This is a genomic window from Geodermatophilus sp. DF01-2, assembly GCF_004571065.1.
Taxonomy (GTDB): Bacteria; Actinomycetota; Actinomycetes; order Mycobacteriales; family Geodermatophilaceae; genus Geodermatophilus.
Genome location: NZ_SPQN01000027.1, coordinates 28,053 through 42,723, shown reverse-complemented (window position 1 = coordinate 42,723; position 14,671 = coordinate 28,053). Strand labels below are relative to the sequence as shown.

The window sequence follows — 14,671 nt, the reverse complement described above, 5'->3', positions numbered from 1 at the left end:
TCCGGGGCAGGCCGGGGCGCCGGCTGCGGCGCCGCCGGGGCGCTCGGCGCCTGGGCCGCGGCCTGGGACTTGCGCACGAACTCACGCACCGGGCGGGCGGGATGCTCGGGCGCGACGGCTGCGGGCCCCGGCCGCGCCTCGCGGACCGGCGCGTCGGAGCCGGACGGCTCGGCAACCGGGCGGCCGGCGTGCTCGCCGGCGATCGACATCCGCCGCTCGATGCGCTCCAGCCGCTGCAGGGTGGCCGCCGCCGAGCCGTCGGTGCCCGGCAGCAGCATCCGGGCGCACACCAGCTCGAGCAGCAGCCGCGGAGCCGTCGTCCCACGCATCTCGGTGAGGCCGGCGTGCACCGTGTCGGCCATCCGCGACAGGGTCGCCGACCCCAGCGCCTGGGCCTGGGAGCTCATCAGGTCCAGCCGGTCGGGCGGGCAGTCCAGCAGGCCGTTGCCCCCGGCGTCCGGGACGGCGTCGAGCACGATGAGGTCGCGCAGCCGGTCGAGCAGGTCGGTGGCGAACCGGCGCGGGTCGTGCCCGGCCTCCACCACCCGGTCGACGGCGCGGAAGACGCCGGGCGGGTCGTGCGCGGCGAGAGCGTCGATCGTCTCGTCGAGCAGCGCGTCGTCGGTGACGCCGAGCAGACCCACCGCGCTCTTGTAGGTGACGCCCTCCGACCCGGCGCCGGCGAGCAGCTGGTCGAGGATCGAGAGCGAGTCGCGGACCGAGCCGCCGCCGGCGCGCACCACCAGCGGGAAGACGGTCGGCTCGACCTGCACGCCCTCGGCGGCGCAGGTCTTCTCCAGCAGGCCGCGCAGCGTCGCCGGCGGCACCAGGCGGAACGGGTAGTGGTGCGTGCGCGAGCGGATGGTGGGCAGCACCTTGTCCGGCTCGGTGGTCGCGAAGACGAAGACGAGGAACTCCGGCGGCTCCTCGACCACCTTGAGCAGGGCGTTGAAGCCCTGCGTGGTGACCATGTGCGCCTCGTCGACGATGTAGACCTTGTACCGGCTGTTCACCGGGGCGAAGAAGGCGCGTTCGCGCAGGTCACGGGCGTCGTCCACACCGCCGTGGCTGGCCGCGTCGATCTCGATGACGTCGATCGAGCCGGGCCCGTCTGGCGCCAGCGAGACGCAGGAGGTGCACACGCCGCAGGGGGTGGACGTCGGCCCCTGCTCGCAGTTCAGCGACCGGGCGAGGATCCGCGCGGAGGACGTCTTGCCGCAGCCGCGTGGGCCGCTGAAGAGATAGGCGTGGTTGATCCGCCCGCCGTCGACCGCGTTGACCAGCGGGGTGGTGACGTGCTCCTGCCCGACCACCTCGGCGAAGGTCGCCGGGCGGTACTTCCGGTAGAGCGCCAGTGCCACGCGACGAGGTTACGTGCCGGGTCGGACAGCGACGGCGCCCTCCGCCGCACCTTGCGGCGACATCGGCGATCTCACACGCGGCGGTGGTGGCCGGGCTCAGCGACGGTCGGGACGCCTCCTGGGCGCGGTGTCGCGTACAGCGAAGGACCCCTCGCGCACCCGCCAGAGCCCGCTTATCCTTGCTGCCTTCCGGCCCTGGGGAGGTTCACGGGGTGACGCCACACGAGGGGTCTGCACTCACTGTAGAGGAAGCTCGCGGAAGGTGGGCGCGCCCCTCGCTACCCTCCGTGTCATGACGCCCCGGCGCGCCCGCGTGCTCCCCCCGCCCCGCTCCTGATCCGGAGCACCGCGGGCTGACCTCCTTCCGGCACCAGCCGCCGGGACGCTGCGCCGTGCTCCGGACCGCCACCTTCCCGATCCGGACCCGCCCAGGAGCGTCATGCCCACCGCCTCGACTTCCGCCGCCGCGTCGCGCGGCTTCCCGCTGGTCGTCCTGGCGGCCCTCTGCTGGGGCACCTCCGGCGTGAGCGGCCGCATCGTCGCCGACCGCACCGACCTCGGCCCGCTCGACATCGCCTGGCACCGCATGGCCATCGGCGCCGCCGTCCTCCTCACCGGCTACCTGCTCACCCGGCGCCGGCGGACCTCGCCGGCCGTCCCGCTGACCCGGCCGGTCGCCGTCCGGCTGACCCTGGTGGCCGCCGGGCTGGCCGCCTACCAGCTGGCCTACTTCGCCGCCGTGGCGACTGCGGGGGTGAGCGTCGCGACCCTGGTGGCGCTCGGCCTGGCGCCGCTGCTCATCGCGCTCGGGACGGCGGCGCTCGGGCACGGCCGGCCGGACCGCGCGACCCTGGTCGCCCTCGCCGCCGCGCTCACCGGGCTGGTCATGCTGGTAGGGCTGACCGCCGGGGCGTCGGCCGGGACGGCGGTGCTGCTGGGCGCCCTGCTGGCCTGCGGCTCGGCGCTGGGCTATGCGGTGGTCACCCTCGCCGGAGGGGACGTCCCGGCCGGGGTGCCGGTGACCCTCGCCGGGTTCGCCGGCGGCGCACTGCTGCTGACGCCGGTCGCCCTGGCCGTCGGGCTGCGGCTCACCACCGAGCCGGTCGCCCTGGCGACGCTGCTCTACCTGGGGGCGGTGCCCAGCGCCGCGGCCTACGCGCTGTTCTTCCGCGGGCTGAAGACGGTGCCGGGCGCGGTCGCGGGGATCGTGACCCTGCTCGAGCCGGTGACCGCGACGGTGCTGGCGACGGTCTTCCTCGGGGAGCGGCTGCCGCTCGGGGCGCTGGCCGGCGGGCTGCTCGTGCTCGCGGCCGTGGCCGGGCTGTACCTGCGGCGTCCGGCCCTGGCCGAGCAGGAAACCGCCGCGGAGCCGCACGCCTGAGAAAGGCCTCCCTGCCCCCCACCGTGGAAGGACCCCGTCCTTCTCACGCCTCGCACGCTCGGCGCGAGCCTCCGGACGGGGCCGGCGTCGGGACCCTGCAGGGAGGCCGTCCCGGCGGAGGATGGGAGATTCGAACTCCCGAGGGGTTGCCCCCAACCCGCTTTCCAAGCGAGCGCCATAGGCCACTAGGCGAATCCTCCTACTGCACCCGTGAGGATACCGGGCGCGGTGTCGAGGGTCGGCCGCGGCACCCGGCTCGGCGGCGGCACGGGGTGGTTATGTGTCCGCCGGGTAGGGAAGGCTGCGTCGGGACGTCGAAACTCACGGCGCGCGGACGACAGGAGACCAGCCCCCATGAGCGAGACCGACCGGCTCCGGCCCGACGTCGTGGAGGCCATCGTCGCGGTGCTGAAGGGCGCCGACCCCTCCGAGCTGCCGGCCACGGCCACCAAGGAGGAGAAGGACGCCGCCAAGGATCGCTACCTGTCGGAGTTCGTCGCCGAGCGGAGCAAGCGTGATCGGCAGACCCGCGCCTGGGAACTACTGCTGACCCGCAGCTACGACGAGCCCCCGACGTGGCAGCGTCTCTTCGACGACCTCTCCACCGACGTCGTCCAGGAGCTCGGCGAGCTCTACGACGTCCTGCCGGCCGGCGCCCAGGAGGAGTACGCCCGCCGGTACGGCGTCCCGACGGGCGTCTGACCGGCGCCGACGGCGCACACGGGGACGCGCCGTGAGCGGACCCGGCCACCTCGTCGCGGGGCGCTACCGGCTGCTCTCCCGCGTCGGCGGAGGCGGCATGGGCGCGGTCTGGCTGGCGTCCGATCAGATCCTGGGCCGCAACGTCGCCGTCAAGCAGGTCCTGCCGCCACCCGGCGCCGACGCCACCGTCGTCGACCAGCAGCGCCAGCGCGCGCTGCGGGAGGGCCGGATCGCCGCCCGGCTCTCGCACCCGCACGCCATCTCGGTCTACGACGTCGCGCTCGAGGACGGTTCGCCGTGGCTGGTGATGGAGTATCTGCCCTCCCGCAGCCTGGCCGAGGTGCTGCACGAGGACGGCGTGCTGCGGGTGGACCAGGTCGCGCAGATCGGCGCGCAGGTCGCCGACGCGCTGGCCGCCACCCACGCGGCCGGGATCGTGCATCGCGACGTCAAGCCGGCCAACGTGCTCATCGGGCAGGGGCCGCGGGTCGAGGGCCTGGTCAAGATCACCGACTTCGGCATCTCGCACGCCCGCGACGACGTCACGCTGACCCAGACCGGGCAGATCACCGGGACCCCGGCCTTCCTCGCCCCCGAGGTGGCGCGTGGCGGGGAGGTGACTCCGGAGAGCGATGTCTTCTCCCTCGGCGCGACGCTCTACACCTGCCTGGAGGGACGGCCGCCGTTCGGGATGGACGACAACGCGCTGCGCCTGCTGCACCGGGTCGCGGGTGGCGAGCCCATCCCGCCGCGTCGGGCCGGCTCGATGACCGGCGCCCTGACGCGCATGCTGGCCACCGACCCCGCACGGCGGCCGACGACGGCCGAGGTCCGCGACGAGCTGGCGCGGCTCGCGGCCGGACGGGACGGCGACCCGACCACCGTGCTGCTGGCGCGGACGAGGCTGCGGTCGTCGGCCGACCGGGAGCGGACGGAGGAGCTGGGCACCGGGGCGCTCCCGGCCGTGGGTGGTGGAACCGTGCGCACGGGAGTCGTGGGCGCCGGGGCCGCCGCCCACGGCCGGAACCGGGACAACGCCGTCCGGCGCGACCCGGCCGCGGCCTCCACGCCGCCTTCGGCTCACGCTCCCCGGCCTACGCCGGCCGTTCCCCCGCGGCGACGCCGCCGTGAGCCGCTGATCGCCGCGGTACTGCTGCTCGCCGTGCTCCTGGCCGGCGGCGGGACGCTGTGGCTCACCACCCGCAGCGACGGCACCGGGACGAGCGCCGACGCGCCGGCCCCCTCGCCCGCGCCCGCCGGCGACGAGCAGCCCGACGACGCCTCTCCGCCGGAGACCTCGGACCCCGGGCCGACCACGGACGACGGTGCACCGGACGGCGACCCGCCGTCCGACGACCCGGCCGCCGTCGTGGAGACGACGCTGGACCGGTACTACGGCCTGCTCCCCGACGACCCCGACGCCGCCTACGCGTTGACCGGGCCCTACCTGCGGTCGGTGGCCAGCCTCGGGTACTACCGCGACTTCTGGGAGCCCTGGGCAGAGGTGGAGCTGCAGGAGGTGCGCGAGGTCCAGCAGCCCGAGGACGGTGTCATCACCGGCACGACCGAGGTCGCATTCACCGGCGACGACGGCGGCCGGCAGGTCGAGGTGCACGACATCCGCCTGCTGCAGGACGACGACGGCGACTGGCTGGTCGACCTGGACCTGATCGCCTGACCACCCGCCCGGACGACGTCGGCGGCGCCCGGCCGGGCCACCTGCCCGGGCGGACGCCGCCGTCGGATCCTGCTGGCGGTGGCGGTGGGATTTGAACCCACGGAGGCTTGCACCTCACACGCTTTCGAGGCGTGCTCCTTCGGCCGCTCGGACACGCCACCGTCGATGAGACTACAGGCCCCGCTGGCGACGGAAGAATGCACGTAGCAGCGTGGCGGACTCCTCGGCCCGGACACCGCCGGTGACCTGTGGCCGGTGGTTGAGCCGGCGGTCGCGGACCACGTCCCACAGCGACCCGGCCGCGCCGGCCTTCGGGTCGTCGGCGCCGTAGACGACTCGCTCGACCCGGGCCAGCACGCTGGCGCCGGCGCACATGGTGCAGGGCTCGAGGGTGACGACGAGCGTCGTCCCGGTCAGCCGCCAGCCGTCGCCGTGCGCATGGGCCGCGGCGCGCAACGCCAGCACCTCGGCGTGCGCGGTCGGGTCGCCCCGCTTCTCCCGCTCGTTGGCCGCCTCCGCGAGCACGGCGCCGTCCGGACCCAGGACGACGGCGCCGATCGGCGTGTCCCCCCACCCGACGGCGGCCGCGGCCAGCTCCAGCGCGCGGCCCATCGCGGCGTCGACGTCCACGGTCACCGGATGTCCCCCGACACGCTCGTGCTTTGCCCACCGCCGTGGGCAGAGCACGAAGAGAGGGGCGGGCACCTCTCCCGCGGATGCTCGTGCTCTGCCCAGCAGGGTGGGCAGAGCACGAGCATCCGCAGGGAGAGGTGTGCCGGGGACGGGCTCACGGCGCCGGACCGTCCAGCAGGTCGAGGCCCACGAGTGCGGACAGCTCGGCCAGCGCGGCGGCCGGGTCGACCACCTTGATGGTGTGCATGCCCATCCCCCGGGCCGGCTTGAGGTTGATGCCGAGGTCGTCGAGGTAGGCGCAGTCCGAGGCCTGCACCGGGCGGCCGGCTGCCTCCGACAGCCGGGTCAGCGCCCGGCGGTAGATCTCCGGCTCCGGCTTGCGCACGCCCTCGACCGAGGACTCCACCACGGCGTCGAACAGCTCCAGCAGCTCCCCCAGCCGGCCGGTGCGCTCCATCGGCGCGACGTTGTTCGACAGCAGCGCCAGCGGCAGCCCCGCGGCCCGCAGCCGCCGCACCGCCTCGACCATCGCGGGCCGCACGTCGCCGGCCAGCGCGGCCAGCACCCGTCGGGCGTCCAGACTGTGACCGGCGGCGAGCGCCTCGGCCTCGAACGCGTCGGCGAACCCGGCGGCGTCCAGCTCGTTGCGCTCGAACCGCGCCCAGGCATTGGTGTCCGGGTCGGTGCTGTTCAGCCGCCGGATCAGCCCCTCGGGCAGCCCGGCCTCCGCCTCGTAGGCGGCGAACGCGAGCATCGGGCTCTCGGTGATCACCCCGCCGAGGTCGAAGACGACGGCGGTGGCCGCCGCGGTCACGGCCCCACCGCCGAGGCCAGCTCGTCGGCGAAGCCCAGCCGGGCGGCGATCGCGGCGACCATCTCGTCGGCCCACAGGTCGTCGGCGGTCACGATCGGCCGGAGCTGCTCGGCGGGCAGCCCGTCGTCGGCGAACACGTCCAGATCACCGCCGGGCCAGCCGGTCTCGTCGTCGTCGAAGGCCCCCTCGGCGTCGACCGCGATGCCGTAGCGCTCCACCACCTCGGCGGCGAGCAGCCACTCCTGCATGGTGGCGTCGGAGATCAGCGCCCGGACCAGCCCGCCGGGCCCGTGCCGCAGGACGACGAAGTACAGCCGGGAGTCCACGACCACGACGAAGGGGCCGGGCCAGCTCTCGGCGGCCGGGTCGCCCAGCGCCCGCTCCAGCACCGGAAGCTCGTCGCCGGCGTCCGCGGCCAGCAGCTCCACCTGCCAGCCCCCGCCCGGCCGGCTGACCCGTACCGCCCAGCTGGCCTGCCCGGCCGGATCGCTCATCGCCTGCGGAGCATGGTCAGGCCGTCGGCGAGCGGCAGCAGCACCGTCTCCCAGCGCGGGTCGGTGGCCAGCGCGACGTTGAGCTCGGCGATCGCCCGCTGCGCGTCGGTCTCCGGAGCAAACACGTGACCACTGGCCAGGGTGTTGTCGAGCAGGACGACGCCGTTCCCCGTCATCCGGGGGTGCAGCTGCTCGACGTAGTCGGCGTAGCCCTCCTTGTCGGCGTCGACGAAGGCGAGGTCGAAGGTCGGCTCGGCCGGCAGCGCGCGCAGCGAGTCGTGCGCGTCGCCCAGCCGCAGCTCGATGCGGTCGGCCAGCCCGGCGCGCGCCCAGTACCGCCGGGCGACCGCCGTCCACTCCTCGCTGACGTCCAGGCAGAGCAACCAGCCGTCCGCGGGCAGCCCGCGGGCGACGCACAGCGCCGAGTAGCCGGTGAAGGTGCCGATCTCGACGGCCCGGCGGGCGCCGAGGGCGCGGGTCAGCAGCTGCATGAACGCTCCCTGCTCGGGAGCGATCTGGAAGGTCGGCGACGCCTCCCCCCGGTCGGCGAGGGCCGCGGTCTCGGCCAGCAGGTCGGCGGCCACGTCGTCGGGCGGCTCGGAGGCGGCCCGGACGTAGTCGCCCAGCTCCGGGGTGAGGAGGAAGGATCGGGGCGTCATGGGACGTGGGGACGCAGGAGCGCGGGGGACATAGCCTCCGATCATGGCCGATCCCGCTCCGGACGACGGATCCGACGTCGCCCCCGCGCTCTTCTCCCGGCTGGCCGCCGACCCGCTTGCCGGCCTCCTGGGGATCGTCCTGGAGCAGGTCCGGCCCGGGTACGCCCGCGCCGTGATGACCGTCGGCCCGCAGCTGCTCAACGCCGTGGGCATGGCGCACGGCGGCGCGACGATGGCGCTGCTCGACGTCGTCCACGCGGCGGTCAGCAACAGTCACGGCACGGTCGCCGTGGCCCAGGACGTGCACACCGAGTTCCTGGCCGCCGGCCGACCGGGCGACGTGCTCACCGCCGAGGGCATCGAGGTGCACCGCAGCCGCCGCACCGCCGTGTACCGCATCGACGCCCGCGCCCAGGACGGCCGGCTCGTCGCGACCGCCCTGGCCCGGGTCTTCCGCACCGAGCGCGCGTGGGAGCCGGCATGATCTCCTTCCCGGTGCCGACGATGCCCGCTCCCCCGGTCGGCGTCATCGGGCTCGGCCAGCTCGGCGGTTCGCTGGCCGCCGCGCTCGCCGCGGCCGGGCGAACGGTGACCGGCTGGGACGTCGACCCCGCCGCCCGGGAGGCCGCCGCCGCGCGCGGGGTGCGGATCGCCCGCGACATGACCGGCGTCGTCGTCCTCGCCGTTCCACTGCCGGCGATGGTCGGCGCGCTCGAGGGGCTCGGCGTCGACCCGGACGCCACCGTCACCGACCTGGGCTCGGTCAAGGGGCCGGTGCTCACCGAGCTGGGGCCGGCGCTGGGCGGCCGCTACGTCGGGGGGCATCCCATGTGCGGCACCGAGCGCTCCGGGCACGAGGCGACCGACCCCGGCCTGTTCACCGGCGCCCGCTGGGCGCTGTGCCTGGAGCCGGGCACCGAGCTGCCGCGCTGGCTGCGGGTGGCCGAGGTCGCGCTGGCGGTCGGCGCCGAGGTGGTGCCGGCGACCGCGGCCGAGCACGACGACGCCGTCGCCGCGGTCAGCCACGTCCCGCACCTGCTGGCCGCCGCCCTGGCCGCCGCCGCCGGGGAGGCCGGTCCGCTCGCCCTCGCCCTGGCCGCCGGCAGCTTCCGCGACGGCACGCGGGTGATCGGCAGCGATCCCGGCTTCGTCACCGCGATGGTGCAGGGCAACGCCGGCCCGACGGCCGCCGCGCTGGCCCGGGTGCTGGAGCAGCTGGCCCGCCCATGGCCGGAGCTGGTCGCCGCCGGGCACTCCGTGCGCACGGGCACGCCCGCGGGACGGCGCCCGGTCCGGGTGCCGCTGGAGCGGGCGGCGCTGCTGTCGCTCGGCCGGGCCGGCGGGGCGGTCACCCGTCGGCTGGCCGCCTTCGTGGAGGGGCACGTGCCGGAGCGCTGACCGGTTTCGCCTGCGGCGCGGCGGGCAGGGAGCGGGCATGGACGACAGCGAGATCCGCAGCCGCATCGAGGCGCTCGTCGAGGAGGAGCACCGACTGCGCGAGAGCGGCGAGCACACCGACGAACAGCGCGCCCGGCTCCGGCAGGTCGAGGAGGAGCGCGACCAGCTCTGGGACCTGCTCCGCCAGCGGGACGCCAAGCGCCAGTACGGCGAGGACCCCGACGAGGCCTCCCCCCGCCCGGAGCAGCAGGTCGAGGGCTACCTGCAGTGATATGAGTGGACCGTCCTCGGCGTCCCCGAGTCTGCGAGGTGCCCGGAGAGGGGCGGCCCCCCTGCAGGGTCCCGCCGCGAGCTTGCGAGTGGCGGGGGGCAGGGGGTCCTGTTTCAGGCGGGGTGGCGGGCCGGGCGCTGCGTCCCCGCCCCGAGCAGCGCCAGCTGCCACAGCAGCCGGGCACGCGGGTCGGTGACCTTGTGCCCGGTGACCGACTCGATCCGCCGCAGCCGGTGCATGACCGTGTTGCGGTGGCAGTACAGCTCGTCGGCGGCCCGGGTCGGTGACCCATCGGCGGCCAGGAACGCCGCCAGGGTGTCCAGCAGCACGACCTGCTCGTCCTCGGGCAGCTCCAGCAGCCGGCCGAGTGAGCGGTCGACCAGCCGGGAGCTGATCTCCGGGGAGTTGCTCAGCAGCGCCTCGGGCAACCGGTCGTCGATGGTCACGACCCGGCGGTCGCCCGAGGGCAGCGTGCGCGCCGCCGTCTCGGCCAGCCGGTACGCCCCGGCCGCGGCCGCCGCGCCCTCCACGACGTCGGACACCCCGACCGGACCGGTCGCCATCGCGCTGAGCCAGGTCAGCACGTCGGTCGTCCGGCGGACACCCAACATCAGCACGCCGACCTGCGCGCCCGACCGGGTTCCCCACACCGAGCGCACCCCGCGGCGGGCCAGCCCCGGGCCGGGGTCGGCGAGGGTCGGCTCCCCGGAGCTGTCCGACGGAGCGACCACCGCGAGCAGCCGGCCCTCCAGTGACACCCCGAGCAGCTCCGACGCGCTCCGGACGAACGCCGGGTCGCCACCGCGGCCGTCGAGCAGCCCGTCGAGCACCCGTTGCCGGGCCGCGTCACCGGCCGCGGCCAGCCGGCGCTGCTCCTCCCGGTAGCCCTCGGCCACCGCCCCGCACTCCACGTCGTTGGTGCGCCAGACCGAACCGGCCACCTCCAGCAGCAGCGTGTCGTGCCCGGTGCCGCGGTCCTGCGAGACGGCCAGCAGCGTCTCCCAGGTGACCTGGCCGCCGAGCCGGTAGGCACGCAGCACCGCCTCGAGCGGGACGCCCTGCGCGGCGCGGCGACGGCCGACGTCGTGCGCCTTGGCCTGCATCGTCACCGGATCGCCGGACGTGGCCCCGATCAGGCCGCGGACGCCGCGCTCCAGGCCGGCCCGGACGGAGCGGCGCAGCTCCGACGCGTCGGCCACGGCCAGGTCGCGGTAGGCGGGCTCGGTGCGGAGCAGCACCTCCACCATCCGGTCGGTCATCGCGTCGAGCCGGTCGAACAGGTGGGGGGCCAGCTCGCCCAGGCGGGCGGCCACCTCCGGGCGGAACCGCTGCACTCGACCTCCTCGACCATGGCTCTCCGCACAGAGCACAACATGGTCCGGTGATCGGTGTGCGGACAGCCCATTGTGGCCGTCCTCACTGGACGGCAAGCTCTTCAGGACGTAGCCGTGACCCAATCGTCGCCCACCGCTGGGCGGCCTCCCCGGACCCCAGAGGAGACGTGGGCCCCTTGGCGCAGCCGCCAACGACTGCCGGCAGCAGGACACCGCACCAGAACCGACCGCCCACCGCACGGCTGGAGATGACCGGCATCAGCGTCGCCTTCGGCGGCGTCTCCGCACTCTCCGACGTGTCGCTGACCGTCGAGCCCGGCCAGGTGCACGGCCTCATCGGCCCCAACGGCGCGGGCAAGACGACGCTGTTCAACGTGGCCTGCGGGCTGGTCCGCCCGGACGAGGGCCGCATCGTGTGGAACGGCTCGGAACTGCGCCGGCTGCGGCCCAGCCGGCTCACCCGCCTCGGCATCTCCCGCACCCTGCAGGGTGTCGGTCTCTTCCGTGGGCTCACCGTGCTGGAGAACGTCATGGTCGGCGCCCACCGGCACGCGAAGGCCGGGTTCTTCTCCGCGCTGTTCGCCGTCCCGACGTCGGACAAGGACGACGCCCGGCTGCGCGCGCGGGCCATGACGGCGCTGGAGGAGCTCGACGCAACCGGCTACGCGACCCGTTACCCCGACTCGCTGCCGTACCCGGTGCAGAAGCGGGTCGCGCTCGCCCGGGCGCTGGTGGCCGACCCCGAGCTGCTGCTGCTCGACGAGCCGGCCAGCGGCCTAGGCGAGGACGAGATGCACGAGCTCGGCGACCTCATCCGCACCCTCTCCGGCCGGATGAGCGTGCTGCTCGTCGAGCACCACATGGACCTGGTCATGCGGGTCTGCGACCGGATCACCGTCCTGGACTCCGGTGAGCAGATCGCCGCCGGCACCCCGGCGGAGGTGCAGGCCAACCCGGCCGTCACCGAGGCCTACCTGGGTGACGAGGTGGACGTCGCCACGGATGCCGCGGCCCTCGCCGCAGCCGACGGACGGGAGGGCTGACGTGGCCGGGGCGACCAGCGCATCCAGCGCCGCCGGCGGGACGGCCACGGGTTCGGCGACCGCCGTCCCCGTGCTGGAGGTCACCGACCTGTCCGCCTCCTACGGCCCGGTGAAGGCCCTCGACGGCGTCTCGCTGCGCGCGGAGACCGGGCGCATCACCGCCGTCCTCGGCGCCAACGGGGCCGGCAAGACGACGCTGCTGCGCACGATCAGCGGGCTGGTGCGCAGCACCGGCGGCCGGGTCCGGTTGGGCGACGAGGACATCACCCGGGCCCCGGTCGAGGCGATGGTGCAGAAGGGCATGGCGCACGTGCCCGAGGGCCGCGGCGTCATCGCCGAGCTCACCGTCGACGAGAATCTCCGCGTCGGGTCGCTGTTCCGCGGCAAGGTCGGCCGGGCGGAGTTCGACCGGGTCTACGACCTGTTCCCCCGGATCGCCGAGCGGCGGGGCAACCCGGCGCACACCCTCTCCGGAGGGGAACGGCAGATGCTGGTCATCGGCCGCGCGCTGCTGGCCCGGCCGCGCATCCTGCTGCTCGACGAGCCGTCCCTGGGGCTGGCCCCGCGGATCGTCGCGCAGATCTTCGGCCTGCTGCGCCAGCTGGTCGACGAGGAGGACCTCTCGGTCCTGCTGGTCGAGCAGAACGCGCGCAGTGCCCTCTCGGTCGCCGACGTGGGCGTCGTGCTCAACCTCGGCCGCGTCGTCGTGACCGACGAGGCCTCCCGGCTCATCGCCGACGAGGACCTCCGGCACGCCTACCTCGGCTTCTAGCGCCCCCGACCATCTGCACAGGAAGGCAGCTCGCTCGTGCTGCAGTTCGTCAACGTCACCCTCAACGGGTTGGTCCAGGGCATGATCTTCGCGGCCTTCGCCCTCGCCCTGGTGCTCATCTGGCGGTCCACCCGCATCGTCAACTTCGCGCAGGGCTCGATGGCCGCGGCCACGACGTTCATCGCGCTGGCGATCATCCAGGCCGGGCAGTCCTACTGGGTGGCCCTCGTGGTCGCGCTGCTCAGCGGCTTCCTGATCGGGGCGGTGATCGAGCGGGTGGTCATCCGGCCGGTGGAGGGCGGGCCGGAGCTCAACGCGGTCATCGTCACCCTCGGCCTGTTCGTCGCCATCCAGGCGCTCATCGCGATCGTCTTCGGCTCCTCCTTCCAGTCCTTCACGACCCCCTTCGGGCTCCGCGGGTTCACCTTCGGTGACACGACGATCCTGCTGACCCCCAACAGTCTGTACGTGATCGGCGCGGTGCTGGTGACGATGCTGGCGCTGATCGCCCTGTTCCGGTTCACCCGGGTCGGCCTGGCGATGCGCGCGTCGGCATTCGGGCAGGAGGTGGCCCGGCTGCTGGGCGTCCGCGTCGGGCGGATGCTCACCCTGGGCTGGGGGCTGGCCGCCGTCGTGGGCTCGCTGTCCGGCCTGCTCATCGCCGGCGGCGGGCTGGTCTATCCCGCCTACATGGACGTCATCATCGTCTCCGGCTTCGTCGCCGCGGTGCTCGGCGGGCTCGACTCGCCGATCGGCGCGGTCGTGGGCGGGTTGCTGCTGGGCCTCGTGCTGAGCTACGTCGCCGGCTACCTGAGCCCAGCGCTGGTGAACATGTCCGCACTGGCGATCCTGGTGGTCGTGCTCCTCGTCCGGCCCGGCGGGCTGTTCTCGAGCAGCACCGCACGGAGGGCCTGATCCGATGAGTCAGCCACAGGAGAAGACCGCCGCCTCCGCGGGGGAGATGACCTCCGAGTCTCCCGTCGAGGCCACCACTGCCGCCAACGCACCCTCGGGCCCCGCGAGCGCGAGGCGCTCGCTGCTGCCCGGCAACACGCTGCTGCGCCACCTGGTGATCCTGGCCGTCTGTGCGGTCGGCGCCGTGGCCCTGCTCGAACTGACCAGCCCGTTCCGCAACTCGCAGTTCGCCGTCCTGGCGTACTACGCCATCGCCGCCGGCGGACTGACCGTGCTGACCGGGCTGAACGGGCAGATCTCGCTGGGCCACGGCGCCCTCATGGCGGTCGGCGCCTACACCACCGCGCTGCTCCTCGGCGCCGAAGAGCCCCTGCCGCTGGCCGTGGTCTTCCTGGCCGCCGTTGGGATCACCCTCCTGCTCGGCGCCGTCGTCGGCGTGGCGGCGGCCCGGCTGCACGGCCCCTACCTGGCCGGCGCGACGCTCGCCCTGGCCGTCGGCCTGCCGGGCCTGGCGCTGTACTACGACGACGTGCTCGGCGGTGAGCAGGGGCTGCGGGTCCAGTCGCCGCGGGCGCCCGAGTGGTTCCAGGGCTTCATCGGCTTCGTGTCGGGCAACAACGCCACCACGACGAAGTGGCTGGCCTACGTGGGCGTCATCTGCCTCCTGCTCACCTTCTTCCTGCTGGCCAACCTGGCCCGCAGCCGGGTCGGCCGCACCTGGCGGGCCGTGCGGGACGAGGAGGTCGCCGCGGAGCTGGCCGGCATCGACCTGGGCGCCTGGCGGGTGCTGGCCTTCGTCGTCAGCGCGGCCTGCGCCGGCCTGGCCGGCGCCGTGCTGGGCGTGGTGATCCGGCTGGCCGCTCCGAGCGGTTTCACGATCGTGCTCTCCATCGCCCTGCTGACCGCGATCGTCATCGGCGGACTGGGCAGCCTGCTCGGCGCGTTGCTCGGCTCGGCGCTGCTGGTCTTCCTCCCGCCGTTCGTCACCAACCTCGGTGCCGACCTCGGGCTGAACAACACCGAGGCCGCCCAGCTGGCCCCGTTCATCTACGGCGTGGTGCTGATCATCGTGATGATCGCCGCCCCGGCCGGGTTCGTCGGGACGATCCGGCTGCGGTGGTTGCAGGCCCGCGGCAAGCGTGCCGCCCGCACCGCCCAGGGCTGAGACCCCCCTCCCCCACACAGACCCCCGGCGGTTGCCGTCCGGGAACGCAAG

The 14,671-nt window shown here is 74.7% G+C and carries 16 protein-coding genes, 2 tRNA genes and 1 other RNA gene; 10 read left to right on the top strand and 9 right to left on the bottom strand.

All coding sequences use genetic code 11. The features are described 5' to 3' along the window. A partial coding sequence (locus tag E4P41_RS09720; protein WP_135140966.1) for a DNA polymerase III subunit gamma and tau occupies nt 1-1,361 on the bottom strand: 1,361 nt, incomplete at its 3' end. Between the two features lie 139 nt (nt 1,362-1,500). Further along, nucleotides 1,501-1,596, bottom strand: an RNA gene (gene ffs, locus E4P41_RS09715) — signal recognition particle sRNA small type. A gap of 204 nt (nt 1,597-1,800) precedes the next feature. On the opposite strand from ffs, the gene E4P41_RS09710 reads away from it, so the two are divergent. Continuing rightward, nucleotides 1,801-2,742 carry an EamA family transporter gene (locus tag E4P41_RS09710; protein ID WP_135140964.1) on the top strand — a complete coding sequence of 314 codons (942 nt, stop codon included), beginning with the start codon at nt 1,801-1,803 and terminating at the stop codon, nt 2,740-2,742. A gap of 115 nt (nt 2,743-2,857) precedes the next feature. Here E4P41_RS09710 and E4P41_RS09705 read toward each other — a convergent pair. Beyond that, a tRNA-Ser gene (locus tag E4P41_RS09705) sits at nt 2,858-2,942 on the bottom strand. Between the two features lie 154 nt (nt 2,943-3,096). Between E4P41_RS09705 and E4P41_RS09700 the strand changes: the two genes are divergently transcribed. Both E4P41_RS09700 and E4P41_RS09695 read left to right on the top strand, forming a co-directional pair. Next, on the top strand, nt 3,097-3,444 hold the full coding sequence (locus E4P41_RS09700; RefSeq protein ID WP_135140962.1) for a hypothetical protein: 348 nt from the start codon (nt 3,097-3,099) through the stop codon (nt 3,442-3,444). Nucleotides 3,445-3,475: 31 nt separating this feature from the next. Beyond that, nucleotides 3,476-5,122: a serine/threonine-protein kinase gene (locus E4P41_RS09695; RefSeq protein ID WP_135140960.1), complete on the top strand. Its 1,647-nt coding sequence runs from the start codon at nt 3,476-3,478 to the stop codon at nt 5,120-5,122. Nucleotides 5,123-5,195: 73 nt separating this feature from the next. Here E4P41_RS09695 and E4P41_RS09690 read toward each other — a convergent pair. The 5 genes from E4P41_RS09690 to E4P41_RS09670 all read right to left on the bottom strand — a co-directional run bounded on the left by E4P41_RS09690 (nt 5,196) and on the right by E4P41_RS09670 (nt 7,722). Then, a tRNA-Ser gene (locus E4P41_RS09690) sits at nt 5,196-5,283 on the bottom strand. A gap of 10 nt (nt 5,284-5,293) precedes the next feature. Beyond that, nucleotides 5,294-5,758, bottom strand: a complete 465-nt coding sequence (locus E4P41_RS09685) for a nucleoside deaminase (protein ID WP_135140958.1) — start codon at nt 5,756-5,758, stop codon at nt 5,294-5,296. 151 nt (nt 5,759-5,909) lie between these two features. Continuing rightward, nucleotides 5,910-6,569: an HAD-IA family hydrolase gene (locus E4P41_RS09680; protein WP_135140956.1), complete on the bottom strand. Its 660-nt coding sequence runs from the start codon at nt 6,567-6,569 to the stop codon at nt 5,910-5,912. Next, nucleotides 6,566-7,063 (bottom strand): tRNA adenosine deaminase-associated protein, encoded by a 498-nt coding sequence (locus tag E4P41_RS09675; RefSeq protein ID WP_135140954.1) that lies wholly within the window; start codon nt 7,061-7,063, stop codon nt 6,566-6,568. The genes E4P41_RS09680 and E4P41_RS09675 overlap by 4 nt, the downstream gene beginning before the upstream one ends. After that, nucleotides 7,060-7,722, bottom strand: coding sequence for an O-methyltransferase (locus tag E4P41_RS09670; RefSeq protein ID WP_135140952.1), 663 nt, complete (start codon nt 7,720-7,722; stop codon nt 7,060-7,062). Before E4P41_RS09670 ends, E4P41_RS09675 begins: the two co-directional genes overlap by 4 nt. Nucleotides 7,723-7,765: 43 nt before the next feature. On the opposite strand from E4P41_RS09670, the gene E4P41_RS09665 reads away from it, so the two are divergent. From E4P41_RS09665 to E4P41_RS09655, 3 genes are read left to right on the top strand one after another with little or no spacing between them, the layout of a single operon-like run. Next, nucleotides 7,766-8,206 carry a hotdog fold thioesterase gene (locus E4P41_RS09665; RefSeq protein ID WP_135140950.1) on the top strand — a complete coding sequence of 147 codons (441 nt, stop codon included), beginning with the start codon at nt 7,766-7,768 and terminating at the stop codon, nt 8,204-8,206. Beyond that, the gene (locus E4P41_RS09660; RefSeq protein ID WP_135140948.1) at nt 8,203-9,120 is read left to right on the top strand and encodes a prephenate dehydrogenase/arogenate dehydrogenase family protein; all 918 of its coding nucleotides are present in this window, start codon (nt 8,203-8,205) and stop codon (nt 9,118-9,120) included. The genes E4P41_RS09665 and E4P41_RS09660 overlap by 4 nt, the downstream gene beginning before the upstream one ends. Nucleotides 9,121-9,157: 37 nt before the next feature. Then, complete coding sequence (locus E4P41_RS09655) at nt 9,158-9,391, top strand: DUF2630 family protein (RefSeq protein ID WP_135140946.1); 234 nt, start codon at nt 9,158-9,160, stop codon at nt 9,389-9,391. Nucleotides 9,392-9,504: 113 nt separating this feature from the next. On the opposite strand, the gene E4P41_RS09650 is transcribed toward E4P41_RS09655, so the two are convergent. Further along, complete coding sequence (locus tag E4P41_RS09650) at nt 9,505-10,725, bottom strand: PucR family transcriptional regulator (RefSeq protein WP_135140944.1); 1,221 nt, start codon at nt 10,723-10,725, stop codon at nt 9,505-9,507. 248 nt (nt 10,726-10,973) lie between these two features. Here E4P41_RS09650 and E4P41_RS09645 point away from each other — a divergent pair, with 248 nt between their 5' ends. Genes E4P41_RS09645 through E4P41_RS09630 form a run of 4 tightly spaced genes read left to right on the top strand, consistent with a single transcriptional unit; the run spans nt 10,974 to nt 14,620 of the window. Beyond that, nucleotides 10,974-11,768, top strand: coding sequence for an ABC transporter ATP-binding protein (locus E4P41_RS09645; protein WP_135140942.1), 795 nt, complete (start codon nt 10,974-10,976; stop codon nt 11,766-11,768). 1 nt (nt 11,769) lies between these two features. Beyond that, on the top strand, nt 11,770-12,540 hold the full coding sequence (locus tag E4P41_RS09640) for an ABC transporter ATP-binding protein (protein WP_245177227.1): 771 nt from the start codon (nt 11,770-11,772) through the stop codon (nt 12,538-12,540). Nucleotides 12,541-12,576: 36 nt separating this feature from the next. Further along, nucleotides 12,577-13,455, top strand: coding sequence for a branched-chain amino acid ABC transporter permease (locus E4P41_RS09635; RefSeq protein WP_135140938.1), 879 nt, complete (start codon nt 12,577-12,579; stop codon nt 13,453-13,455). Nucleotides 13,456-13,459: 4 nt separating this feature from the next. Continuing rightward, entirely contained in the window at nt 13,460-14,620 is a 1,161-nt protein-coding gene (locus E4P41_RS09630; RefSeq protein ID WP_135140936.1) for a branched-chain amino acid ABC transporter permease, read from the top strand. Nucleotides 14,621-14,671 lie beyond the last annotated feature (51 nt).